Here is a 22,847-nt window from a genome sequence, read left to right as displayed (position 1 = left end):
CCTTAACTGTGGAGAGAACAATAATGCACAAGCAGTTGAAACTGACCGCCCTGGCCCTCGGCTTGTTCGCCGCCGGCCAAGCCCTGGCTGCGGATCTGACCGTGGTGTCCTTCGGCGGTGCCAACAAGGCTGCCCAGGTCAAGGCGTTCTATGAGCCATGGGAGAAGGCAGGCAAAGGCAAGATTGTCGCCGGTGAATACAACGGCGAGATGGCCAAGGTCAAAGCCATGGTCGACACCAACAGCGTCTCCTGGAACCTGGTAGAAGTGGAGTCGCCGGAACTGGCCCGCGGTTGTGACGAGGGCATGTTCGAGGAGCTGGACCCGGCCTTGTTCGGCAACGAGGCCGACTACGTGCCGGGCGCCATCCAGCCGTGCGGCGTGGGCTTCTTCGTGTGGTCCACGGTGCTGGCCTACAACGCCGACAAGCTCAAGAGCGCACCTACCAGCTGGGCTGACTTCTGGGATACCCAGAAATTCCCGGGCAAGCGTGGCCTGCGCAAGGGCGCCAAGTACACCCTTGAGTTCGCCCTGATGGCCGACGGCGTGGCGCCCAAGGATGTGTACAAGGTGCTGGGCACCAAAGAAGGCCAGGATCGCGCCTTCAAGAAACTCGACCAGATCAAGCCAAGCATCCAGTGGTGGGAGGCGGGCGCCCAGCCGCCACAGTATCTGGCCTCCGGTGACGTAGTCATGAGCTCGGCCTACAACGGCCGGATCGCCGCGGTGCAGAAAGAGAGCAACCTCAAGGTCGTCTGGAACGGCGGCATCTACGACTTCGACGCCTGGGCCATCCCGAAAGGCGCCAAGGATACCGACCTGGCGAAGAAGTTCATCGCCTTCAGCGTCCAGCCCGAGCAGCAGAAGACCTACTCCGAGAACATCGCCTACGGCCCGGCCAATACCAAGGCTGTCAGCCTGCTGTCGGACACGGTGAAGAAGGACATGCCGACCACGCCTGAGAACATCGCCAACCAGGTGCAGATCGACGTGGCCTTCTGGGCCGACAACAGCGAGCAGCTGGAGCAACGCTTCAACGCTTGGGCGGCGAAGAAGTAAGCCGCGTTGACGGAGCGCCGGCCTTTAAGGCGGCGCTCATCGTTCCCCAGATTTTCGGAGTTCGCCATGGCCATTGCAGTGCCCCTGAACGAAGGCGCAGGTAAAAGCCTCAAGCAGCGCCTCAAGCATGCCGAGCGGGTCAACCGTTGGAAGGCGCAGGCGTTGATCGCGCCGCTGGCGCTGTTCCTGTTGCTGGTGTTTCTGGTGCCGATTGCGGCACTGCTGTACAAGAGCGTCGGCAACCCCGAGGTGGTCAACGGCCTGCCGCGCACCGTCGAGGCCATCGCGCAATGGGATGGCAAGGGCCTGCCGGGCGAGGACGTGTACAAGGTGCTCAGCCAGGACCTGGCGGAGTCACGCAAGAAACAGACCCTGGGCGATCTCTCCAAACGCCTGAACATGGAGTTGGCCGGCTACCGCAGCCTGCTGGCGAAGACTGCACGGGCGTTGCCGTTCAAGGCCGAGCCTAGTTCTTATAAAGATGCCCTGCAGACGCTCGACGAGCGCTGGGGCGACCCTGCGTACTGGCAGGCGATCCGTCGCAATACCAGTGCAGTGACACCGTTCTACCTTCTGGCGGCGCTGGACCATCGCATCGACGACCTGGGCGAACTGGCCAAGGCCACGCCAGACCAGGCCATCTATCTGGACATCTTCACCCGAACCCTTTGGATGGGGGTGGTCATCACCGCAATCTGCCTGGTGCTGGCCTACCCGTTGGCCTACCTGCTGGCCAACCTGCCGACCCGGCAGAGCAATTTGCTGATGATCCTGGTGCTGCTGCCGTTCTGGACCTCGATCCTGGTGCGGGTGGCTGCTTGGATCGTGCTGTTGCAGTCCGGTGGCTTGATCAACAGTGCGTTGATGGCCATGGGCATCATCGATGAGCCGCTGGAGTTGGTGTTCAACCGCACCGGTGTGTACATCGCCATGGTGCACATCCTGCTGCCGTTCATGATCCTGCCGCTGTACAGCGTCATGAAAGGTATCTCGCCCAGCTATATGCGTGCGGCGATCTCCCTGGGCTGCCATCCGTTCGCCAGCTTCTGGCGCGTGTACTTCCCGCAGACCTATGCGGGTGTAGGGGCCGGTTGCCTGTTGGTGTTCATCATCTCCATCGGCTACTACATCACCCCGGCGCTGCTGGGCAGCCCGAACGACCAAATGGTCAGCTACTTCGTGGCCTTCTACACCAACACCAGTATCAACTGGGGCATGGCTACCGCCCTGGGCGGACTGTTGCTGCTGGCCACCGTCGTGCTGTACCTGATCTATAGCTGGCTGGTCGGCGCCAGCCGCCTGCGCCTGAGCTGAGGAGCCCTGTCATGCTGAGCCCTTACATGTCGCCCGTGGAGCGGGTCTGGTTCTACAGCCTGCGTATTCTCTGCGGTTTGATTCTGTTGTTCTTGGTGTTGCCGGTGCTGGTGATCGTGCCGTTGTCATTCAACAGCGGCAGCTTCCTGGTGTACCCATTGCAAGGCTTCTCGCTGCACTGGTACCAGGACTTCTTCGCCTCGGCCGAATGGATGCGATCACTCAAGAACAGCATCATCGTCGCCCCGGCCGCCACCGTGCTGGCGATGGTATTCGGCACCCTGGCCGCCATCGGCCTGACCCGCGGGGACTTCCCGGGCAAGTCGTTGGTCATGGCCCTGGTGATTTCGCCGATGGTGGTGCCGGTGGTGATCATTGGTGTGGCCAGCTACTTGTTCTTCGCGCCACTGGGCATGGGCAACAGCTTCGTTTCGTTGATCCTGGTGCATGCGGTGCTGGGCGTGCCCTTTGTCATCATCACGGTGTCGGCCACGCTGCAGGGCTTCAATCAGAACCTGGTGCGGGCTGCCGCCAGTCTCGGTGCCTCGCCGCTGCTTACCTTCCGTCGGGTGACCCTGCCGTTGATTGCCCCAGGTGTGATCTCCGGCGCGCTGTTCGCCTTCGCCACCTCCTTCGACGAAGTGGTGGTGACGCTGTTTTTGGCCGGCCCTGAGCAAGCGACCTTGCCACGGCAGATGTTCAGCGGCATTCGCGAGAACCTCAGCCCGACCATCGCCGCGGCCGCGACCTTGCTGATCGCTTTCTCTGTGGTGCTGTTGCTCACCCTTGAGTGGCTGCGCGGGCGCAGCGAGAAGCTGAGGACCCAGCAGCCGACCTGACGGTTCCGGATCAATACCCGCTCTCACAGGGCTACGCTGAAACTGTGGGAGCGGGTTCACCCGCCAAGCGTTTGCACCGCATTGAAGCAACTGGTCGACACCCATTGATACCAATCAGCCTTCATTGGCTTGCCTGAGTTACAATGCGCGCCACCGTGATTTCTGCCAACAGGTGCGCCATGCAGCCCTACGCTATTGCCCCCTCCATCCTCTCCGCCGATTTTGCCCGTCTGGGCGAGGACGTCGACAAGGTGCTGGCCGCCGGGGCCGACATCGTTCACTTCGATGTGATGGACAACCACTACGTGCCCAACCTGACCATCGGCCCGATGGTCTGCAGCGCCCTGCGCAAGTACGGCGTGACCGCGCCGATCGACGTGCACCTGATGGTCAGCCCGGTCGATCGCATCATCGGCGACTTCATCGAGGCAGGCGCCACTTACATCACCTTCCATCCTGAAGCGTCCCAGCACATCGACCGCTCCCTGCAACTGATCCGCGATGGCGGCTGCAAGGCCGGCCTGGTGTTCAACCCGGCCACCAGCCTGGATGCCCTCAAATACGTAATGGACAAGGTCGACATGGTGCTCTTGATGAGCGTCAACCCAGGCTTCGGTGGCCAGAAGTTCATTCCTGGCACCCTCGACAAACTGCGCGAAGCCCGCGCGCTGATCGACGCCAGCGGCCGTGATATCCGCCTGGAGATCGACGGTGGCGTCAACGTCAACAATATCCGCGAAATCGCCGCCGCCGGTGCCGATACCTTCGTGGCCGGCTCGGCGATCTTCAATGCGCCGGACTACCAGGAAGTCATCGGTAAAATGCGCGCCGAACTGGCCCAGGCGCGCCCATGAGCGGCTTCGAGCAGCTGTTCCCGGGAGCGCTGCCAAGGCTGGTGATGTTCGATCTGGATGGCACGTTGATCGATTCGGTCCCTGACCTTGCCGCCGCCGTGGATCGCATGCTGCTCCAGATGGGGCGCCCACCCGCGGGCCTGGAGGCCGTACGCCACTGGGTCGGCAATGGCGCCCAGGTCCTGGTCCGTCGGGCCTTGGCCGGTGGCCTGGACCACGATGCCGTGGACGATGCGTTGGCCGAACAGGGCCTGGCCCTGTTCATGGAGGCCTATGGGCAAAGCCATGACCTGACGGTGATCTACCCCGGTGTACGCGACACCTTGCGCTGGCTGCGCAAGCGCGGCGTGGAAATGGCGCTGATCACCAACAAGCCCGAGCGCTTCGTCGGGCCACTGCTCGATCAGATGAAGATCGGTCGTTATTTCCGCTGGATCATCGGCGGCGACACCCTGCCTCAGAAAAAACCCGATCCGGCCGCGTTGCTGTTCGTCATGAAGATGGCCGGCGTGCGCCCCGAGCAGGCATTGTTCGTGGGCGACTCGCGCAGCGATGTGCTGGCGGCCAAGGCGGCGGGCGTCAAGTGTGTAGGACTGAGCTATGGCTACAACCATGGCCGGCCGATCGACGAGGAGTCGCCCAGCCTGGTCATCGACGATCTGCGTGCCTTGCTGCCAGGTTGCTTAGTCCCGGCCACTGGGATAACGTTGGCGGACCTTCAAGCCTCACAAGACAGAGAGTCCACCGTGGCGGTCATCGGCAAATTCTGGATGAAAGTCATCAAGGCCCTGGCCCGCTGGCGCTGGCGCGCCTGACTTCTGCCCGCCGGCGCCTGCCGGCCCGTCCGCTTGCCCGACCCCATTGCTGCTTGCCACGAGGCTACCCATGACCCGCGAAGAATTCCTGCGCCTGGCCGCTGCCGGCTACAACCGCATTCCCCTGGCCTGCGAAACCCTGGCTGACTTCGACACGCCGCTGTCGATCTACCTGAAGCTTGCCGACCAACCCAACTCCTATTTGCTCGAGTCCGTTCAGGGCGGCGAGAAGTGGGGGCGATATTCGATGATCGGCCTGCCATCGCGCACCGTGCTGCGTGTGCATGGCTACCACGCGAGCGTTCTGCAGGACGGCGTGCAGGTGGAAAGCCATGACGTAGAGGACCCCTTGGCGTTCGTCGAGACCTTCAAGGATCGCTACAAGGTCGCTGACATCCCGGGCCTGCCACGCTTCAACGGTGGTCTGGTCGGTTACTTCGGCTATGACTGCGTGCGTTACGTGGAAAAGCGCCTGGGTGCCTGCCCGAACCCGGACCCGCTGGGTGTACCGGACATCCTGCTGATGGTCTCCGATGCCGTGGTGGTGTTCGATAACCTCGCGGGCAAGATGCACGCGATCGTGCTGGTGGACCCGGCCGAGGAACAGGCTTACGAGCAAGGCCAGGCGCGGCTGCAGGAGCTGCTGGCCAAGCTGCGCGAGCCGATCACCCCGCGTCGCGGCCTGGACCTGAGCGGCCCGCTCGCCGCCGAGCCCGCATTCCGCTCCAGCTATACCCGCGAGGACTACGAGAACGCGGTCGGGCGCATCAAGGAATACATCCTGGCCGGTGACTGCATGCAGGTGGTGCCGTCCCAGCGTATGTCCATCGACTTCAAGGCCGCGCCGATCGACCTGTACCGAGCGCTTCGCTGCTTCAACCCGACGCCTTACATGTATTTCTTCAACTTCGGTGACTTCCATGTGGTGGGCAGCTCGCCAGAAGTGCTGGTGCGTGTCGAGGACAATCTGGTCACCGTGCGACCGATCGCCGGAACCCGTCCACGCGGCGCCACCGAAGAAGCCGACCGGGCACTGGAAGACGATCTGCTGTCCGATGATAAGGAAATCGCCGAGCACCTGATGCTCATCGACCTGGGTCGCAACGATGTGGGCCGGGTATCGTCCACCGGCAGCGTGCGCCTGACCGAGAAAATGGTTATCGAGCGCTACTCCAACGTCATGCACATCGTCTCCAACGTCACAGGCCAACTGCGTGAAGGCCTGACCGCGATGGACGCGCTTCGCGCGATCCTGCCGGCTGGCACCCTGTCGGGCGCCCCAAAGATCCGTGCCATGGAAATCATCGACGAGCTGGAACCGGTCAAGCGTGGCGTCTATGGCGGCGCCGTGGGCTACCTGGCCTGGAATGGCAACATGGACACCGCTATCGCCATCCGCACCGCGGTGATCAAGGACGGCGAGCTGCATGTGCAGGCTGGTGGCGGCATCGTCGCTGACTCGGTACCGGCGCTTGAGTGGGAAGAAACCATCAACAAGCGTCGGGCCATGTTCCGCGCGGTGGCCTTGGCGGAGCAGACGCCACAAGCCTGACGGGCAGTGGATGAGTGAACGGCGCCCTGGTGGCGCCGTTCTTCTTTGGAGGGCCTGTGCGGAGCCTGTTGCGACAGCGGCGCTCAGGCCTGTTTCGCGGGTTCTCGAGTGCTTTTGACGAGTCCGCTGTCCTGCAGGAGCGGGATTACCCACAAAACAGGCAACGGGATCTGCCGCAGGGCGCCAGTTCCGTTCAAAAGTCCAAGCTCAGCGCCAGGCCGACGCCTTGCTGGGTCAGCGCATCGCTCTTGCGCCAATTGTAGTTGCCCCGCAGGTGCACACCGGGCACCAGTTCATGGGTCAGCCCCAGGCTGGCACGGGTCAGGTTGCTGTCCGGCGTGTAGCCGGTGAGTGTGAAGTCATGGGCTGGCAGGCTGGTGAGGTGCAGGCTCAGGTCTTGGCGGTCGTCTTCGAATTCGTGCTCTCGGGCGATTTCGACAAATAACCGGGTACCTGCCGCAAACTGATAGCCACCTTGCAGGCCTATCCCCAGACGCCGCGAGCTGCGTTCCTGGTCATCGTAGGCCAGGGCTGTGGAGCGCCCGCTCTTTTCCTCGTAACCGTCGACCTTGACCCGGGCATAGTCGGCGCTGAGGAAGGGCGACAGCTGCCAGACACTGTGCTCGCTCGCCAGGTTGTAACCCAGCCGGCCGGTGACCGACCACGCCTCGCCATCCGTGTCGCCTTTCTCGCTGCGCTCCCCCACGCCGAGCGCGAAGGTACGCTTGAGGTCGTGATAGTCCAGGTGCCCTGCGGTCAATGCCGCGTCGGCCCACCAGCGGTGCTGGCGATATTGGGCAAAGACCGTGGCGAGATAGCTGTCGAGCTTGTAGTCCGAGTCGTATTCTCCGACCTCGAGCTTCTGCCGGTTCACGCCAGCCGCCAAGCCGATGCGCCACGCGTCGTCGAGGCGGTAGCTGCCGCCCAGGGTCAGGTTGTAACCGCGTCCATCTGCGCTGGCGGCACCGCGCTGGTCGTCGAAGTCGAGGTCCTGAGCGCCCGTGGCGACAAAGGGCTGCCATTGGCCAACGGCCTGCCAGGGTGTCTGCCATTGGTTGCGCAGCTCGTCCTGATGGGCCCGTAGGTTGCCGTGGGCCATTTCCGGCAGCAGCGTCAGCTCCCAGGGTGCAGCAAGGATCGAATAGCCGTAGTCGGCGATCAGTTTCTGACCGGCGATGGTCGGATGCACCGAATCGTTGAACAGCAGTTTGGTGGGATCCGGTGTGATGCCGTTGGCCCCGTACACCGGGTTACCCACGCAGCCTTCGCCGCTGTAGCAGGTGCCGACCAGGTTCTGGCCGGTGGCCAGCCCGAAGTCGGCTGGATTCGCCAAGGCCTCCTGAAGCAGGGCTGGAATGTTCAGAGGGATGATTTGTGCGTCGATCTGGCCGAGCTGGTTCAGCAATGATTGATTGAACACGCCAGACAATTGCGACAGCGGCCCTTCCAATGGCGTGCCGCTGTAGTTGGGTGTCTGCCCCAGATCCGGCAACAGCCAGACCATGATGTAGCGCGCACCACCCTGTTGCAGGGCCTGCGCACTGGCTGCCAGGCGCGCGCCGGCGGCAGCGGCGTCGCCCGGGGTGTTGACCAGCCCTTGAAGGAAGTCGTTGCCGCCGCCGGTCAGGTAGTACAAAGCGTTAGGGTCGGCGCGCAAACCATTGGCCAGGTAGCCGTCACGCTCGCGCAGCACCGTACCCGCACCCGGACGTCCCGGCGGGATGATGGTGCGTGAGGTCTCGGTGATCGAGTCGAGTATCTGCTGCGTTGTGTAGCCTCCGACCGCCCAGTTGTTGCCGTCGGGGCGGGTGCCGATGGAAGTGGAGGGGTTGAGCTCGTCGGTGGGTACACCCAGCCGGTTCCCCAGGATCATCGGCGTGACCGGTGCATAGCTGCCATCGGCATTGCGGTTGGTGAAGCGCAGCCCGAACTGTCCGGCATCGCTGAGGCTGTCGCCGAACACGATGAGCGAGGAGTAGGGCGAGGGCGCTGCCATGGCCTGGCTGCAGGAAAGGGCCAGAAGCCCCATCAGAGGACGAATGAAGCGTGTTTTGCGCATTGGAGAAGGTCCTTTTCTTTATTTTTGTCGGAACAGCCCGATTGACCTTAACAAAGCTGAGGGAATTCGACCCAAGTGGATTCGTTTCTCCGTATTTACGGGCATATTGCACCCGCCGGCCCGGTAGGCTACTGTGCCGTGACGTACAAGCGAGACCTACTTCTGTGTTGATCGTCAGCAAACTCTTGATGCGCGTTATCAAGGCCCACGCCCGTTGGCGTTGGCGCGCCTGACTTTATCTCCTGCCGGCCCGTCCGGCCCGCCCCCGTTTGCCTTCCAGTCGCTTCATCCACCGCTCGCTGCGGGACAGCCCGCGCTTGCACCGGCATTGGAAGGTTCGAATTCAAAGTCAGTAGATTCAAGAGGTTCAGCCCGATGTTACTGATGATCGACAACTACGACTCCTTTACCTACAACGTCGTCCAGTACCTGGGCGAGCTGGGCGCCGAGGTCAAGGTCATTCGCAACGATGAAATGACCATCGCCCAGATCGAAGCCCTCAAGCCCGAGCGCATCGTCGTCTCCCCTGGCCCTTGCACGCCGAGCGAGGCCGGGGTCTCCATCGAGGCCATCCTGCACTTCGCCGGCAAGCTGCCGATCCTCGGCGTCTGCTTGGGCCACCAGTCCATCGGTCAGGCCTTTGGCGGTGATGTGGTTCGCGCCCGCCAGGTGATGCACGGCAAGACCAGCCCGGTCCATCATCGCGACCTGGGCGTGTTCGCCGGCTTGAACAACCCGCTCACCGTGACCCGTTACCACTCGCTGGTGGTCAAGCGCGAAACCCTGCCCGAGTGCCTGGAAATCACTGCCTGGACGGCCCATGCCGATGGCTCGGTCGACGAGATCATGGGCCTGCGCCACAAGACGCTGAACATCGAAGGGGTGCAGTTCCACCCCGAGTCGATCCTCACCGAGCAGGGCCACGAACTGTTCGCCAACTTCCTCAAGCAGACCGGCGGCCATCGCTAAGGAGCGAACATGGATATCAAGAGCGCATTGAGCCGTATCGTCGGCCACCTGGATCTGTCCACCGAAGAAATGCGCGCTGTCATGCGCCAGATCATGACGGGCCAGTGCAGTGAGGCGCAGATCGGTGCCTTCCTGATGGGCATGCGCATGAAGAGCGAGAGCATCGACGAGATCGTCGGTGCCGTATCGGTGATGCGTGAGCTGTGCAGCAAGGTAGAACTGCAAACCCTCGACGGTGTGGTCGACATCGTCGGCACCGGCGGCGATGGTGCCAACATTTTCAACGTGTCCACCGCGTCGGCGTTTGTCCTCGCGGCAGCGGGTTGCCCGGTGGCCAAGCATGGCAACCGCGCGGTATCCGGCAAGAGTGGCAGTGCCGACCTGCTGGAGGCCGCTGGAATCTACCTGAACTTGACGCCCGTGCAGGTCGCCCGCTGCATCGACAGCCTGGGGATCGGCTTCATGTTCGCCCAGACCCACCACAGCGCCATGAAGCATGCTGCCGGCCCGCGCCGTGATCTGGGGCTGCGCACCCTGTTCAACATGCTGGGCCCGCTTACGAATCCGGCCGGTGTGAAACACCAGGTGGTCGGGGTGTTCACCCAGGCCCTGTGCCGCCCGTTGGCCGAAGTGCTGCAACGCCTGGGCAGCAAGCATGTGCTGGTGGTGCACTCCAAGGACGGTCTGGATGAGTTCAGCCTGGCTGCACCGACCTTCGTGGCCGAACTGAACAATGACCAGATCTCCGAATATTGGGTCGAGCCCGAAGACCTTGGCATGAAGAGCCAGAGCCTGCACGGTCTGGCTGTCGAAGGTCCGCAGGCCTCGCTGGAGCTGATCCGTGACGCCCTAGGCCGGCGCAAGACCGAGAATGGCCAGAAGGCCGCCGAGATGATCGTGCTCAATGCTGGCGCGGCGCTGTACGCCGCCGACCACGCCATGAGCCTCAAGAGCGGTGTAGAACTTGCCCATGACGTGCTGCACACAGGCCTTGCCTGGGAGAAGCTGCAAGAGTTGGGCGCTTTTACCGCGGTATTCAAGCAGGAGAACGAAGCATGAGCGTACCGACGGTGCTGGAGAAAATCCTTGCCCGCAAGGTCGAGGAAGTGGCCGAACGCAGTGCCCGCGTCGGCCTGGCCGAGCTGGAACGAATGGCCAAGGCGGCCGACGCCCCGAGAGGCTTTGCCAACGCCATGCTCGCACAGGCCAAGCGCAAGCAGCCGGCAGTGATTGCCGAGATCAAGAAGGCCTCGCCCAGCAAAGGCGTGATCCGCGAGCATTTCGTTCCGGCCGACATCGCCGTCAGCTATGAAAAGGGCGGGGCCACCTGCCTTTCGGTACTGACCGATGTGGATTACTTCCAGGGCGGCGATGCCTACCTGCAGCAGGCCCGCGCGGCGTGCAAGCTACCGGTGATCCGCAAGGACTTTCTCATCGACCCTTACCAAGTGGTCGAGGCCCGGGCCCTGGGCGCCGATTGCGTCTTGCTGATCGTCGCCGCGCTGGATGACGTACGCATGGCTGAACTGGCTGCTACCGCCAAGTCTGTCGGGCTCGATGTTCTGGTCGAGGTGCACGACGCTGCTGAGCTGGAGCGCGCGTTGAACACCCTCGATACTCCGCTGGTCGGGGTCAACAACCGCAACCTGCATACTTTCGAGGTCAGCCTGGAGACCACGCTGGACCTGCTACCACGCATTCCGCGTGACCGCCTGGCGATTACCGAGAGCGGTATCCTCAACCGTGCCGATGTGGAGCTGATGGAAATCAACGAGGTCTATTCGTTCCTTGTCGGTGAGGCGTTCATGCGTGCCGAGCAGCCTGGGCTGGAGCTGCAGCGACTGTTCTTCCCCGAGCGCGCGGTGAAAACCGTGGTTCAGGAACTGGACTGATCGATCGAAGCCGGCGTTTGCCGGCTTTTTTGTATGCCTGCTCTTCGCAGCCTGAACGCAACGAAAATCCCATGGGAGCGGGTTTGCCCATGAAAGGGTTTGTGCAACCAACATCTTTAGGTGGATCAATGACCGAACGACCGCTGGCGCTGACCGTCGAACAAGGCCTGCACGCCGAGCAGGAGCTGCTGGCGGCGGTATGCCGTGGCGAGCGTGACGCGGGTGTGCTGTTCTGGCGCCCGACCGACCACGCCCTGGTGATGCCTCGACGCATGAGCCGCCTGGACAACTTCGAGGCCGCCTGCTCTGAGCTGGCCATTGCCGGGTGGCCTGTGCTCTTGCGCGAAACGGGCGGCGAGCCGGTGCCTCAGTCCCATTCGACAGTGAATGTGGCGTTGGTCTACGTTGCGCCGCGCAGTGAAGGAGATCACGGGCGCATCGAAAATGCCTATGAGCGCCTGTGCCTACCACTGTGCGATGTGCTGCGCGAGTGGGGCGGCGTGGCTTCGGTCGGCGAGATCGACGGCGCGTTCTGCGACGGTCGGTACAACGTCAATCTCAATGGTCGCAAGCTGGTCGGTACTGCCCAGCGCTGGCGCCAGGGCTTAGGCGGAAAGCGTGCGGTGGTGCTGGTGCACGGCGCGCTGTTACTGGACAACGAGCGAGAATCGATGGTCGCGGCGGTCAACCGTTTCAATGAATGCTGTGATCTGGAGCAGCGTTGCCTTGCCGACAGCCATATCGCTCTGCACGAAGTGGTGCCCGAGGCGCCGTGGTTCGAGCGCCTGAGTCAGGCCTACAATGAGGTGATCGCGGCGATCCCTCGCGACTAACGGGTGCCGTGGACCACCATGGTCTTGCCCTTGACCTGCACCAGGCTGCGCTCTTCAAGGTCCTTGAGCACGCGGCCGACCATCTCCCGTGAGCAGCCGACAATGCGACCGATCTCCTGACGGGTGATCTTGATCTGCATGCCGTCCGGGTGGGTCATGGCATCGGGCTGCTTGCACAGGTCAAGCAGGCATCGGGCCACGCGGCCGGTGACATCGAAGAAAGCCAGGTCGCCCACCTTGCGGGTGGTATTTCGCAGGCGCTGGGCCATCTGGCTGCCCAGGGCGTAGAGGATGTCTGGATCCTGGCGGGCCAGTTCACGGAACTTGTCGTAGCTGATTTCAGCTACCTCGCACTCAGTCTTGGCGCGGACCCAGGCGCTGCGCTGCTGCTCTTGTCCTGCGGACTCGAACAAGCCCAGCTCACCGAAGAAATCCCCGCTATTGAGGTAGGCGATGATCATTTCATGGCCATCGTCATCCTCGATCAAGATGGTCACCGAACCCTTGATGATGAAGGACAACGTTTCAGCCCGGTCGCCAGCGCAGATGATGTTGCTTTTGGCGGCGTAACGGCGGCGCTGGCAGTGGGCGAGCAGCTTGTCGATATTCTTGATCTTGGCAGGTAGAGCGGAGGCAACCATCACGAAATCCTGTTCGGGGCGAGGCATTGCACTTTTTATAGGACGTTGGCGACGAGCGCCAGTCATTTGGCGTCAGCTTATCAGACACTGCCACTTGCAATGGCTTTAAAGGCGCTCGCATTGCGCTTTTCCGAGAGCGCCACAAAGACTAAGCTGACGACCTTTCTCAAGCATCTTGGAGTCCAGATACATGAAGGCACGCATCCAGTGGGCCGGTGAAGCGATGTTCCTCGGCGAATCGGGGAGCGGCCATGTCGTGGTCATGGATGGCCCGCCCGAGGCAGGCGGACGCAACCTGGGCGTACGCCCCATGGAAATGTTGCTGCTCGGCCTGGGCGGCTGCAGTAGCTTCGATGTGGTGAGCATCCTCAAGAAGTCCCGCCAGGCCGTGGAGAGCTGCGAGGCCTTCCTGGAAGCCGAGCGCGCCAGCGAAGACCCCAAGGTATTCACCAAGATCCACCTGAACTTCGTGGTCAAGGGGCGCGGGCTTAAGGAAGCTCAGGTCAAGCGCGCGGTGGAGCTGTCGGCGGAGAAGTACTGCTCGGCCTCGATCATGCTCGATCGCGCTGGCGTGGAAATCACACACGGCTACGAGATCGTCGAGCTGGGTTGAATGACCGGTCGGGGCTGCTTTGCGGCCCCAAGCCTGTTCAGTTACGAAGTGCGGGCAGCGCTTGCTGCAACCATCTTGGCAGGTGTGCCCGTAGCGACTGGCTCAGTTGCTCACGCTTTTTCTGGTACAGCAAACCCAGCCCGATCACGCCCAGGCCGATCACGGTCAGCACCAGCGGGAAGAGCAGCGACTCGGCGAACACGTCATAGGAGAGGAAGCCCAGGTAGGCCGCCACGCCCATGGAACCAAAAACCATGAACACCGGCCGACGCAACAGTACCGCCAAGCCCATCAGGCCAAGATTGACCAGGCAATACAACGCCTTGCCCAGCTCGCTGCCGCTGTCCATCAGCGTCAGTCCGCCCCAGAATGCCGCCAGTCCCGCCAGATAGCCCCAGCCTGCGTAGTCCCGGCGGGTTCGCCCATCGATCACGATGAAGACCGCCAGTAGCGTCAGACCGAACCACAACGAGACCGTGCGACGCTGTTCCCAGCTGAACGGTGAACCGAAGAACCATTCGCTGAGGTCCATGGACATGAACCACAGGGCCACGGCCATCGGCATCACGATGAAGGGAAAGGGGACCAGGCGCAGCATCAACAAGCCCGCCACCACCGTGGCCGCCTCCATCAGTACCCAGCCGCCCTGTACGTAGGTGTAGTACTGGTGATACTCGCTCTGGGTATCGTCGAGTGGCCACCAACCGGCAAGGCGCTCGATGGCGAACACTGCCAAGGGCACGATGCTCACGGCGACTGCGGCCAGCACGCCAGCGGCAATGGGTTGCTCCCGGCGTTGCAGCCTAAGGGCGAGCAGCGTCAACAAGGCGATGTAGAGCGAGGAAACGCCCAGCAGCGCCGAATCGCCGATGCTCATCCAGGCTTCGGTGAGCAGCCAGCCCATGGCGCCCATGATCAGTAATGCGCCGAAGTAGAACGCCACATGGGCAAGCTGGAAAGTACCGCGGGTTTGCGGTTGCTGGCGCAGGAAGGCTAACAAGGCCTGGTCCTGGCCCGGTTGAAGAACACCTGCGTCCACCGCGCGAGCCAGGTCCTTGGCGTCGAAACGTTCCGTCATGTTCGTGCCCTTCAGATGCGGTAGGTGCTTTTGGTCATCACCTTGGCCATCAGGCTCATGCCGAAGCGCACAGGGGCTGGGAAGCGGTAGCCGCCGGCTTCGAGTGCAGACTCGGCGTGCTGTTCTTCATCGACACGCATCTGTTCGAGAATGGCCCGGGACTTTTCATCCTCCTGGGGCAGTTGCTCAAGGTGCTCGTCCAGGTGCTTGCATACCTGGTGTTCGGTCGCTGCGACGAAGCCGAGACTGACCTTGTCGCTGACCAGGCCGGCAAGGGCGCCGATGCCGAAGGACATGCCGTAGAACAGCGGGTTGAGCACGCTCGGGTGGCTGCCAAGCTGGCGGATGCGTTGCTCGCACCAAGCCAGGTGGTCGACTTCTTCTTCGGCGGCATGCTCCATGGCCTTGCGCACCTCAGGCAACTTGGCGGTCAAGGCTTGGCCTTGGTACAGCGCCTGGGCGCAGACTTCACCGGTATGGTTGATCCGCATCAGGCCGGCAATATGGCGGGTTTGGCTTTCGTCCAGTTCGGCATCGGGTTGGACGATGGCCGGGGATGGGCGGGCAGGTTGGCCGCTGAAGGGCAGCAAGGTGCGCATGGCTGTATCGGCCTGCAGCAACAAGCGGTCGAGCGGCGAGTAGTGACGTTCGGTAGCCATCGGGCACCTCCGCTAGAGTGTGCCCGACAGTTTACCGCAATCGGGAAGGGGACGGTTGCCCTGGATCAGCCCGGCGGCCAGTGCATCTGGCGCTGGCCGAGCACGTGCATGTGGATGTGGTAGACCGTCTGGCCGCCCAGCTCATTGCAGTTCATGACCACACGGAAGCCATCCTCGCAGCCGAGTTCCTTGGCCAGGCGCTGGGCCGTGAACAGGATATGGCCGGCCAGGCCTTTGTCTTCCTCGGTCAGGTCGTTGAGGGTGCGGATGGGCTTTTTCGGGATGACCAGAAAATGCACAGGTGCCTGCGGGGCGATATCGTGGAAGGCCAGAACCTGGTCGTCCTCGTAGATGATCTTCGCCGGGATCTCCCGGTTGATGATCTTGGTGAAGATAGTCTCCACAGCTCGTACTCCATGGTGAGTGTCCGGGCCGAGTGTACCCAGCACGACGACGCTCGCCCAGTGGCTATTCGACGCCGACCGGGCAGTAGCGCCGATGGATGACGCCGGCCAGCTTGCGCGTGAGCCAGCGTGGCATCAGGCGAGGCATCGCCGCCAGCCAGCGGTTGCGTCGTCCAGGCATGATCAGGGCGCGGTTCTTGTCCAGCGCGCGTACGGTATAGAGCGCCACTTCTTCCGGGCTCAGGCAGCGCGCGCTGTCGTCCAGCCGAGGGATGCGTCGGCGCGAGGATCGCACAGGCCCGGGGCACAGGACCGAGACTTTGATTCCGGTGCGCTTGAGCTCCTCGCGAAGCGCCTCGGAGAAACTCACCACATAGGCCTTGCTGGCTGCGTAGGTGGCCATCCACGGGCCGGGCGCGGCGCTGGCCAGGGCTGCGACATTGAGGATTTGTCCGCCTCCGTGCAAAGCCATCAGGTTGCCAATGGCATGACACAGGCGGCTCAGGGCGAGGACGTTGACCTCCAGCAGGTCTTGTTCGTCGGCCCATTCATGGGCGAGAAACGGCCCATAGGTCCGCTGGCCGGCACAATTGACCAAAAGGTCGATGTGTCGCTCGCCTTCTTCGAGCTCCAGGACGAAGCCCGACAGGCGTAGGGGTTGGCTCAGGTCGCAAGCCCGGAACAGCACTTCGACGCCGAAGCGCTGGGTCAGCTCGATGGCGACCGGCTCCAGGGTCTCGCGGTGGCGTGCCACCAAGATCAGGTTGCGCCCACGCCGTGCCAGGGCTTCCGCCAGGGCAAGCCCTAGGCCGCTGGAAGCACCGGTAATCATGGCGTAACGGGTCATGCAAGGCTCCTGAGGCCGAAAAAGGGCGACTAGTGTACAGCGTGGCCGGAGAAGGTGTTGCCTTTTGCTACCGGCTCAGCCCCGAGCCTCAGGGGCCTGCCAGCACATGATCCTTCGGGCTCAGAACGGCTTGACCACTACCAGGATCACGATGCCCAGCAGAAACAGCACCGGCACTTCGTTGAACCAGCGGTAGAACACATGCCCGCGAGTATTGGTGCCGGCAGCGAAGCGTTTGCGCTGGGCGCCGCACATATGGTGGTAGACGGTCAACAGCGCCACCAGGGTGAGCTTGGCGTGTAGCCAGCCCTGGCTCAGCCAGCCAGGATTGAGGTAGAGCATCCAGGCGCCGAAGACGTAAGTGGCGATCATCGCTGGGTTCATGATGCCGCGGTACAGCTTGCGTTCCATGGTGACGAAGCGGTCCAGGCTGAGGCTGTCCTGACTTTGGGCGTGGTAGACGAACAGGCGCGGGAGGTAGAACAGCCCGGCGAACCAGCAGACCACGCTGACGATATGCAGGGCCTTGATCCATAGATAAAGCATGGGGGAGTTCCTTCAGGATTCACGGTCGTCAGATAGTAACGGTCAAGCGTCCAATGGGGCATCCGAAGAGTTGTTACAGAGGCCCCGCACCCCTATTATCGTGCGCTTTCCAGTGGGCTCGTTGAAGAAGGGGCAAGCGTTATGATCAAGGTCGGTATCGTTGGCGGCACGGGTTACACCGGTGTCGAACTGTTGCGCCTGCTGGCACAGCACCCACAGGCCGAGGTCGCTGTCATCACGTCGCGCTCCGAGGCGGGCGTCGCGGTCGCCGACATGTATCCGAACCTGCGCGGTCATTATGATGGCCTAGCCTTCAGCGTGCCGGACAGCAAGACCTTGGGCGCCTGTGACGTGGTGTTCTTCGCCACGCCCCATGGGGTTGCCCACGCACTGGCTGGCGAATTGCTGGCTGCCGGGACCAAGGTCATCGACCTGTCCGCGGATTTCCGTCTGCAGGATGCCGTGGAGTGGGGCAAGTGGTACGGCCAGCCCCATGGTGCGCCGGAATTGCTCAAGGATGCGGTGTATGGCCTGCCAGAGGTCAACCGTGAGAAGATCCGCCAGGCCCGCCTGATCGCAGTGCCCGGTTGCTATCCGACCGCCACTCAGCTGGGTTTCCTGCCGCTGCTGGAGGCAGGCCTGGCTGATCCATCGCGACTGATTGCGGACTGCAAGTCCGGGGTGAGCGGGGCGGGGCGTGGCGCAGCCGTAGGTTCACTGTTCTGTGAAGCAGGCGAAAGCATGAAGGCATACGCGGTCAAGGGCCATCGCCATCTGCCGGAGATCAGCCAGGGCCTGCGTCAAGCCGCTGGCAAGGACGTCGGGCTGACCTTCGTGCCGCATCTCACGCCGATGATTCGCGGTATTCACGCGACCCTTTACGCGACCGTCGCCGACACTTCCGTCGATCTGCAGGCGCTGTTCGAGAAGCGCTATGCCGATGAGCCGTTCGTCGATGTGATGCCGGCTGGTAGCCATCCTGAGACCCGCAGCGTACGTGGTGCCAATGTCTGCCGCATCGCTGTACATCGTCCTCAGGGGGGCGACCTGGTGGTGGTGCTGTCGGTGATCGACAACCTGGTCAAGGGGGCTTCCGGCCAGGCGGTACAGAACCTGAATATCCTGTTCGGTCTGGACGAGCGCATGGGGCTCTCCCATGCGGGTCTGCTGCCCTAAGCGCAGCGGTAAGCTGCAAGCCTCGAGCTACAAGTGAGCACGCCGGGATTGGCTTTCCGCTTGTAGCTTGTCACTTGCAGCTTTCGTATTGTTGACCAATTTTCTCGGAGAAGCGGATAATGCGCGTCATCGAGTTTTATGGCGACACTGCGCCGGGAGAGTCAACATGAGCGTCGAAACCTTCACCCCCACGGCTTTGGAATTTACCCAAGGTGCTGCGAACAAGGTGAAGACCCTGGTCAGCGAGGAAGGCAATGATCGCCTGAAGCTGCGTGTGTTCGTGACAGGCGGCGGTTGCTCTGGCTTCCAGTACGGCTTCACCTTCGATGAAGAAGTGGCCGAGGACGACACCATCGTCGAGCGCGAGGGTGTATCCCTGGTAGTGGACCCGATGAGCTTCCAATACCTGGCAGGCGCCGAGGTGGACTACCAAGAAGGCCTTGAAGGTTCGCGTTTCGTGATCAAGAACCCCAATGCCACCACCACCTGCGGTTGCGGTTCCTCGTTCTCGATCTGAGGCCGGGCCCTGCAACGAAAACGCCGCGCAATTGCGCGGCGTTTTGCGTTGTGCAGGTTCGTCAGGCTGGATAGATCGCCCCGAGAACGCGCAGCCCCCGGGCGGCGGTCACGCTGGGGCGGTTGGCCGGGATGCGTTCGAGGCAGCAATGGGCCAGCCATGCGAAGGCCATGGCTTCGACCCAGTCCGGGTCCACGCCATGGGCGGCTGTGCTGCTGACCTGGGCACAAGGCAGCAGCGCTGCCAGGCGACCCATCAATGCGCTATTGCGAGCACCACCACCACAGACCAGCAGGGCCTCAGTGCCTGATTGGGCGCCAAGCAGCGAGTCAATGATGCTGCGGGCGGTCAGTTCCAGCAGCGTGGCCTGTACATCTTCGTCCCGATAGGCTGGCAGCGCTGCCAGATGGGCGTCCAGCCAGGGAAGGTTGAACACTTCACGGCCGGTACTCTTGGGGCCGCTGCTTGCAAAGAAGGGGTCCGCCAGAAGCTTGTCCAACAACGTATCGATGATCTGGCCGCTGGCGGCCCAGGCGCCATCGGCGTCATAGGTTTGGCCGCGCTTGCGTTCGATCCAGGCGTCCAGCAGCACGTTGCCTGGGCCGCAGTCGAAACCACGGACCGGTTGGTCTTGCTCGATCAGGCTAAGGTTGCTGAACCCGCCCACGTTCAGAATGGCCACGCGTTGCCCCAGGTGGCTGAACAGCGCCTCATGGAATGCAGGCACCAACGGGGCGCCTTGGCCTCCCGCGGCCACGTCACGACGGCGGAAATCACCGACAACGCAGATGCCCGTCAGCTCGGCCAGCAACGCCGGATTGCCAATCTGTACAGTGAATTCACGGGCCGGCTCGTGGCGGATGGTCTGACCGTGGCTGCCGATTGCACGGATGGCGCTGGCGTCCAGGCCTTGGCTTGCCAAGAGCTGTTTTATGCCTTCGGCGGCGAGGCTAGCCCAGCGGTTCTCCGCCAATGCGGCACGCGCGATCTCGTCAGGGCCGCTGGCACAGAGGGCAAGCAGCGCCTGACGAAGATCAGAAGGCATGGGGGTGTAGTGAGTGGCGAGCAGGTGGGTCTGCTCGCGTTGTTCGATCAGTGCGATGTCCAAACCATCTAGGCTGGTTCCGGACATCACACCCAGATAAAGCGCCATGGTTCAGCGCTTGTTGGCGGCGAGCAGGGTGGCCTTTTCCTGATCCATGCGGGCGATCAGGGGTTGGCTCTGCTGCAGGAAGCGCTGGCGCTCGGAGCGGGCAATCGGGTCGGCCATGGGCACCTTCTGGCTCAACGGGTCGACGTGAACGCCATTGACCTGGAACTCGTAGTGCAGGTGTGGACCCGTGGACAGGCCGGTGGTGCCGATGTAACCGATCACCTGGCCTTGCTTGACCGAGCTGCCGGTCTTGATGCCCTTGGCAAAGCCCTGCATGTGACCATAAAGGGTCTTGTAGGAGTTGCCGTGGGCGATGATCACGGTATTGCCATAGCCACCGCGGCGGCCTGCCAGAAGTACCTTGCCATCGCCGGCGGCCTTGATCGGCGTGCCCCGTGGTGCGGCGTAGTCCACACCCTTGTGAGCGCGGATCTTGTTGAGGATCGGGTGCTTGCGGCCAGCGGAGAAGCGCGAGCTGATGCGGGCGTAATCCACCGGCGTACGGATGAAGGCTTTGCGCAGGCTGTTGCCGTCGGCGGTGTAGTAGCTGGTGTTGCCCTGCTTGTTGGTGTAGCGCACAGCGGTATAGGTCTTGCCGCGGTTGGTGAAGCGCGCGGACAGGATGTTGCCGGTGCCGACCACCTTGCCGTCCATGACCTTCTGCTCGTACACCACGTCGAATTCATCGCCAGGGCGGATGTCCTGGGCGAAGTCGATGTCGTAGCCAAGGACGCGGGCCATGTCCATGGTCATGCTGTGGGACAGGCCGGCGCGCTTGGCGGAAGCCGACAGCGAGCTTTTGATCACGCCATGGGCATAGGCAGTGCGCACCACCGGCTTGCTGATTTCCCGGTTGAAGCTGTAGCCCTTGGCTGTTTTGGTCAGGCGTATGGTCTCGAGGTTGCTGATCTTGCTGTGCAGGCTGGCCAGTTGGCCGTCTTTGTCGAGTTCGAACTGCAGGACCTGCCCATGCTTTAGCTGGCTGAACTGCTTGGCCTGCTTGCCGCTTGCCAGGACGTCATGGACTACGTTGGCTGGCAAACCAACCTTGGCGAACAGTGTGGAGAGGGTATCGCCGCGCGCGACCGCGACTTCACGATGGCCGGGCAGCTTGGCCTCGGCGGTCTCCTTGGCTTTTTCCTCGGTAGCTGGCGCTTGTTGCTCAGCCTGCTTGGTGGGTGGTTCGGTCTCTTCGACTTGGGCAAAAGGAGAGCCTTCGTCGTTCTCGGCTTGAACCAGCGGGGCGGCCTTGGACTCGTCCTTCAACTGCTCGGCCGGCGTTTCCAGCTCCAGGCTGAGGGTGGTCTTCTTGGCTTCGACTTCGCTGGAGGGAAATACCAGCAAAGCCAGGCTGAGCAAGGCGGCAATGCCGCTGGCGGCCAACAAATGGCTTTTCGGATAAAGCGGGGGCGCTTTAGGCGTCTCGTTGGTCATAGGTGAGGTGACTTTGAAAAAGGTGAAATGGAAAAGATGAATGACATGATGAAGATGAAATAACTGTATAAAATATAACCAAATCCGGTTTCGCGCAAGGGCGCGTAGACGCCGCAATGCGTCATCCGGGTCACATTCCTTTGCGAAACTTGTAATTGATGGCCGATCTTGTATGGTTGGCTCCCCTTGAATCTGAGCCTTGCGGGTCTGTCTATGAAGTCGGTTGAAGAGCAGCTGGCGCTTATCAAGCGCGGTGCGGAAGAGGTATTGGTCGAGTCGGAACTGGTGGAGAAGCTCAAGCGCGGCCAGCCCCTGCGTATCAAGGCGGGCTTCGACCCGACTGCGCCGGACCTGCATCTGGGCCACACTGTGCTGATCAACAAGCTGCGCCAGTTCCAGGACCTTGGGCATCAGGTCATTTTCCTGATCGGTGACTTCACCGGCATGATCGGTGACCCGAGTGGCAAGAGCGCGACCCGCCCGCCGTTGACCCGGGAGCAGGTGCTGGATAACGCCGAGACTTACAAGCAGCAGGTATTCAAGATCCTTGATCCGGCCAAGACCGAAGTCGCGTTCAACTCCACCTGGATGGACAAGCTGACGCCGGCCGACTTCATTCGACTGGCCTCCCAGTACACTGTTGCGCGCATGCTCGAGCGCGATGACTTCGACAAGCGCTATAGCAGCAACCAACCGATTGCGATCCATGAATTCTTGTATCCGCTGGTGCAGGGATACGACTCGGTTGCGCTCAAGGCGGACGTGGAGCTTGGTGGTACCGATCAGAAGTTCAACCTGCTGATGGGGCGCGAGTTGCAGCGTGCCTATGGCCAGGAGGCGCAGAACATTGTCACCATGCCTTTGCTTGAAGGGCTTGATGGCGTCAAGAAGATGTCCAAGTCTCTGGGCAACTATGTCGGCATCCAGGAAGCTCCGGGGGTGATGTACAGCAAGCTGGTCTCCATTCCGGACACCTTGATGTGGCGTTATTTCGAGCTGCTGAGCTTCCGCTCCATGGAAGAAATCAACCAGTTCCGAGCCGATGTGGAGAAGGGTGCCAACCCGCGCGACATCAAGATCAAGCTGGCCGAAGAGATTGTGGCGCGCTTCCATGGTGAAGAGGCTGCGGCCAATGCCCATCGTGCTGCGGGCAACCGCATGAAGGATGGCGAGCTGCCGGAGGACCTGCCAGAGATCGAGGTGGCCGCACCGGAAGACATGCCGATCGCCGCGGTGCTGAACAAGGCGGGTCTGGTGAAAAACTCTGCCGCTGCTCGCGATCTGCTCAATGCAGGTGGGGTGAAGGTGGATGGCGTGGTTGTCGATCGTGGTTTCGTCTTTGCCATCGGGGCGACCCATGTTTGCCAGGCGGGTAAGAAAGCTTTCGCTCGCATTACCTTGAAAGCCGAGTAAGGGCGGCTTCCATATTTTTGGGAGTAGCTATATAGAAGCGGGGAGGCCGTCAGGCCTCCCCGCTTTGCTTTTCAGCCGGATTAAGGTTTTTTGAAAATAAGTGTTGACGGGGTTTCGAATCCCCTTATAATGCGCCCCACTTCCGACGCAGTCGAAACGCAAAACTCCTTGATAATCAACG

At 62.1% G+C, this 22,847-nt stretch carries 23 protein-coding genes; 14 read left to right on the top strand and 9 right to left on the bottom strand.

What is annotated here, in order from left to right; genetic code table 11:
* Positions 1-23 precede the first annotated feature (23 nt).
* From DQ397_RS07925 to trpE, 6 genes are all read left to right on the top strand, one after another.
* Complete coding sequence (locus tag DQ397_RS07925; protein ID WP_043210417.1) at positions 24-1,058, top strand: ABC transporter substrate-binding protein; 1,035 nt, start codon at positions 24-26, stop codon at positions 1,056-1,058.
* Between the two features lie 66 nt (positions 1,059-1,124).
* Positions 1,125-2,372: an ABC transporter permease gene (locus DQ397_RS07920; protein ID WP_043210418.1), complete on the top strand. Its 1,248-nt coding sequence runs from the start codon at positions 1,125-1,127 to the stop codon at positions 2,370-2,372.
* Positions 2,373-2,383: 11 nt separating this feature from the next.
* On the top strand, positions 2,384-3,211 hold the full coding sequence (locus DQ397_RS07915; protein WP_043210420.1) for an ABC transporter permease: 828 nt from the start codon (positions 2,384-2,386) through the stop codon (positions 3,209-3,211).
* 179 nt (positions 3,212-3,390) lie between these two features.
* Complete coding sequence (rpe, locus tag DQ397_RS07910) at positions 3,391-4,065, top strand: ribulose-phosphate 3-epimerase (RefSeq protein ID WP_043210423.1); 675 nt, start codon at positions 3,391-3,393, stop codon at positions 4,063-4,065.
* Positions 4,062-4,880, top strand: a complete 819-nt coding sequence (locus DQ397_RS07905) for a phosphoglycolate phosphatase (protein WP_043210424.1) — start codon at positions 4,062-4,064, stop codon at positions 4,878-4,880. Before rpe ends, DQ397_RS07905 begins: the two co-directional genes overlap by 4 nt.
* A 70-nt stretch (positions 4,881-4,950) precedes the next feature.
* On the top strand, positions 4,951-6,432 hold the full coding sequence (gene trpE / locus DQ397_RS07900) for an anthranilate synthase component I (RefSeq protein WP_043210427.1): 1,482 nt from the start codon (positions 4,951-4,953) through the stop codon (positions 6,430-6,432).
* Between the two features lie 193 nt (positions 6,433-6,625).
* On the opposite strand, the gene estP is transcribed toward trpE, so the two are convergent.
* Positions 6,626-8,491, bottom strand: a complete 1,866-nt coding sequence (gene estP / locus DQ397_RS07895; protein WP_043210430.1) for an esterase EstP — start codon at positions 8,489-8,491, stop codon at positions 6,626-6,628.
* A gap of 375 nt (positions 8,492-8,866) precedes the next feature.
* Here estP and DQ397_RS07885 point away from each other — a divergent pair, with 375 nt between their 5' ends.
* The 4 genes from DQ397_RS07885 to DQ397_RS07870 all read left to right on the top strand — a co-directional run bounded on the left by DQ397_RS07885 (position 8,867) and on the right by DQ397_RS07870 (position 12,185).
* Positions 8,867-9,460 (top strand): aminodeoxychorismate/anthranilate synthase component II, encoded by a 594-nt coding sequence (locus DQ397_RS07885; protein WP_043210433.1) that lies wholly within the window; start codon positions 8,867-8,869, stop codon positions 9,458-9,460.
* A gap of 9 nt (positions 9,461-9,469) precedes the next feature.
* Positions 9,470-10,519, top strand: a complete 1,050-nt coding sequence (gene trpD, locus DQ397_RS07880) for an anthranilate phosphoribosyltransferase (protein ID WP_043210435.1) — start codon at positions 9,470-9,472, stop codon at positions 10,517-10,519.
* A complete protein-coding gene (gene trpC, locus DQ397_RS07875; RefSeq protein WP_043210439.1) occupies positions 10,516-11,352 on the top strand; it encodes an indole-3-glycerol phosphate synthase TrpC in 837 nt (278 codons plus the stop codon). Before trpD ends, trpC begins: the two co-directional genes overlap by 4 nt.
* 128 nt (positions 11,353-11,480) lie before the next feature.
* Positions 11,481-12,185 carry a lipoate--protein ligase family protein gene (locus DQ397_RS07870; RefSeq protein ID WP_043210442.1) on the top strand — a complete coding sequence of 235 codons (705 nt, stop codon included), beginning with the start codon at positions 11,481-11,483 and terminating at the stop codon, positions 12,183-12,185.
* On the opposite strand, the gene crp is transcribed toward DQ397_RS07870, so the two are convergent.
* A complete protein-coding gene (crp, locus tag DQ397_RS07865; protein WP_043210445.1) occupies positions 12,182-12,826 on the bottom strand; it encodes a cAMP-activated global transcriptional regulator CRP in 645 nt (214 codons plus the stop codon). The genes DQ397_RS07870 and crp overlap by 4 nt on opposite strands.
* Before the next feature lie 190 nt (positions 12,827-13,016).
* Between crp and DQ397_RS07860 the strand changes: the two genes are divergently transcribed.
* Positions 13,017-13,439, top strand: a complete 423-nt coding sequence (locus DQ397_RS07860) for an OsmC family protein (protein ID WP_028689009.1) — start codon at positions 13,017-13,019, stop codon at positions 13,437-13,439.
* Positions 13,440-13,476: 37 nt separating this feature from the next.
* Here DQ397_RS07860 and DQ397_RS07855 read toward each other — a convergent pair whose 3' ends face one another.
* The 5 genes from DQ397_RS07855 to hemJ form a co-directional block, all read right to left on the bottom strand.
* Entirely contained in the window at positions 13,477-14,517 is a 1,041-nt protein-coding gene (locus DQ397_RS07855; protein ID WP_043210448.1) for a hypothetical protein, read from the bottom strand.
* A gap of 11 nt (positions 14,518-14,528) precedes the next feature.
* A complete protein-coding gene (gene coq7, locus DQ397_RS07850; RefSeq protein WP_043210450.1) occupies positions 14,529-15,176 on the bottom strand; it encodes a 2-polyprenyl-3-methyl-6-methoxy-1,4-benzoquinone monooxygenase in 648 nt (215 codons plus the stop codon).
* 65 nt (positions 15,177-15,241) lie between these two features.
* The gene (locus DQ397_RS07845) at positions 15,242-15,580 is read right to left on the bottom strand and encodes a histidine triad nucleotide-binding protein (protein ID WP_009408519.1); all 339 of its coding nucleotides are present in this window, start codon (positions 15,578-15,580) and stop codon (positions 15,242-15,244) included.
* A gap of 64 nt (positions 15,581-15,644) precedes the next feature.
* Positions 15,645-16,427, bottom strand: a complete 783-nt coding sequence (locus tag DQ397_RS07840) for an SDR family oxidoreductase (RefSeq protein ID WP_043210455.1) — start codon at positions 16,425-16,427, stop codon at positions 15,645-15,647.
* A 120-nt stretch (positions 16,428-16,547) separates the two neighbouring features.
* A complete protein-coding gene (gene hemJ, locus DQ397_RS07835; RefSeq protein ID WP_043210459.1) occupies positions 16,548-16,973 on the bottom strand; it encodes a protoporphyrinogen oxidase HemJ in 426 nt (141 codons plus the stop codon).
* A 141-nt stretch (positions 16,974-17,114) separates the two neighbouring features.
* On the opposite strand from hemJ, the gene argC reads away from it, so the two are divergent.
* Together argC and erpA are read left to right on the top strand one after the other, a co-directional pair.
* Positions 17,115-18,149, top strand: a complete 1,035-nt coding sequence (gene argC / locus DQ397_RS07830) for an N-acetyl-gamma-glutamyl-phosphate reductase (RefSeq protein WP_043210461.1) — start codon at positions 17,115-17,117, stop codon at positions 18,147-18,149.
* 166 nt (positions 18,150-18,315) lie between these two features.
* Complete coding sequence (erpA, locus tag DQ397_RS07825; RefSeq protein WP_043210464.1) at positions 18,316-18,666, top strand: iron-sulfur cluster insertion protein ErpA; 351 nt, start codon at positions 18,316-18,318, stop codon at positions 18,664-18,666.
* Between the two features lie 61 nt (positions 18,667-18,727).
* On the opposite strand, the gene DQ397_RS07820 is transcribed toward erpA, so the two are convergent.
* Complete coding sequence (locus DQ397_RS07820) at positions 18,728-19,819, bottom strand: anhydro-N-acetylmuramic acid kinase (protein ID WP_043210467.1); 1,092 nt, start codon at positions 19,817-19,819, stop codon at positions 18,728-18,730.
* A 3-nt stretch (positions 19,820-19,822) separates the two neighbouring features.
* A complete protein-coding gene (locus tag DQ397_RS07815; protein ID WP_043210470.1) occupies positions 19,823-21,253 on the bottom strand; it encodes a peptidoglycan DD-metalloendopeptidase family protein in 1,431 nt (476 codons plus the stop codon).
* 213 nt (positions 21,254-21,466) lie between these two features.
* Between DQ397_RS07815 and tyrS the strand changes: the two genes are divergently transcribed.
* Positions 21,467-22,666, top strand: a complete 1,200-nt coding sequence (gene tyrS, locus DQ397_RS07805) for a tyrosine--tRNA ligase (RefSeq protein ID WP_043210472.1) — start codon at positions 21,467-21,469, stop codon at positions 22,664-22,666.
* Positions 22,667-22,847 lie beyond the last annotated feature (181 nt).

It is taken from the genome of Pseudomonas sp. CK-NBRI-02 (assembly GCF_008124495.1).
GTDB lineage: Bacteria > Pseudomonadota > Gammaproteobacteria > Pseudomonadales > Pseudomonadaceae > Aquipseudomonas > Aquipseudomonas guariconensis.
The sequence above is the reverse complement of the archived record's forward strand: the minus strand, read 5'-3'. Positions and strand labels throughout refer to the sequence as shown.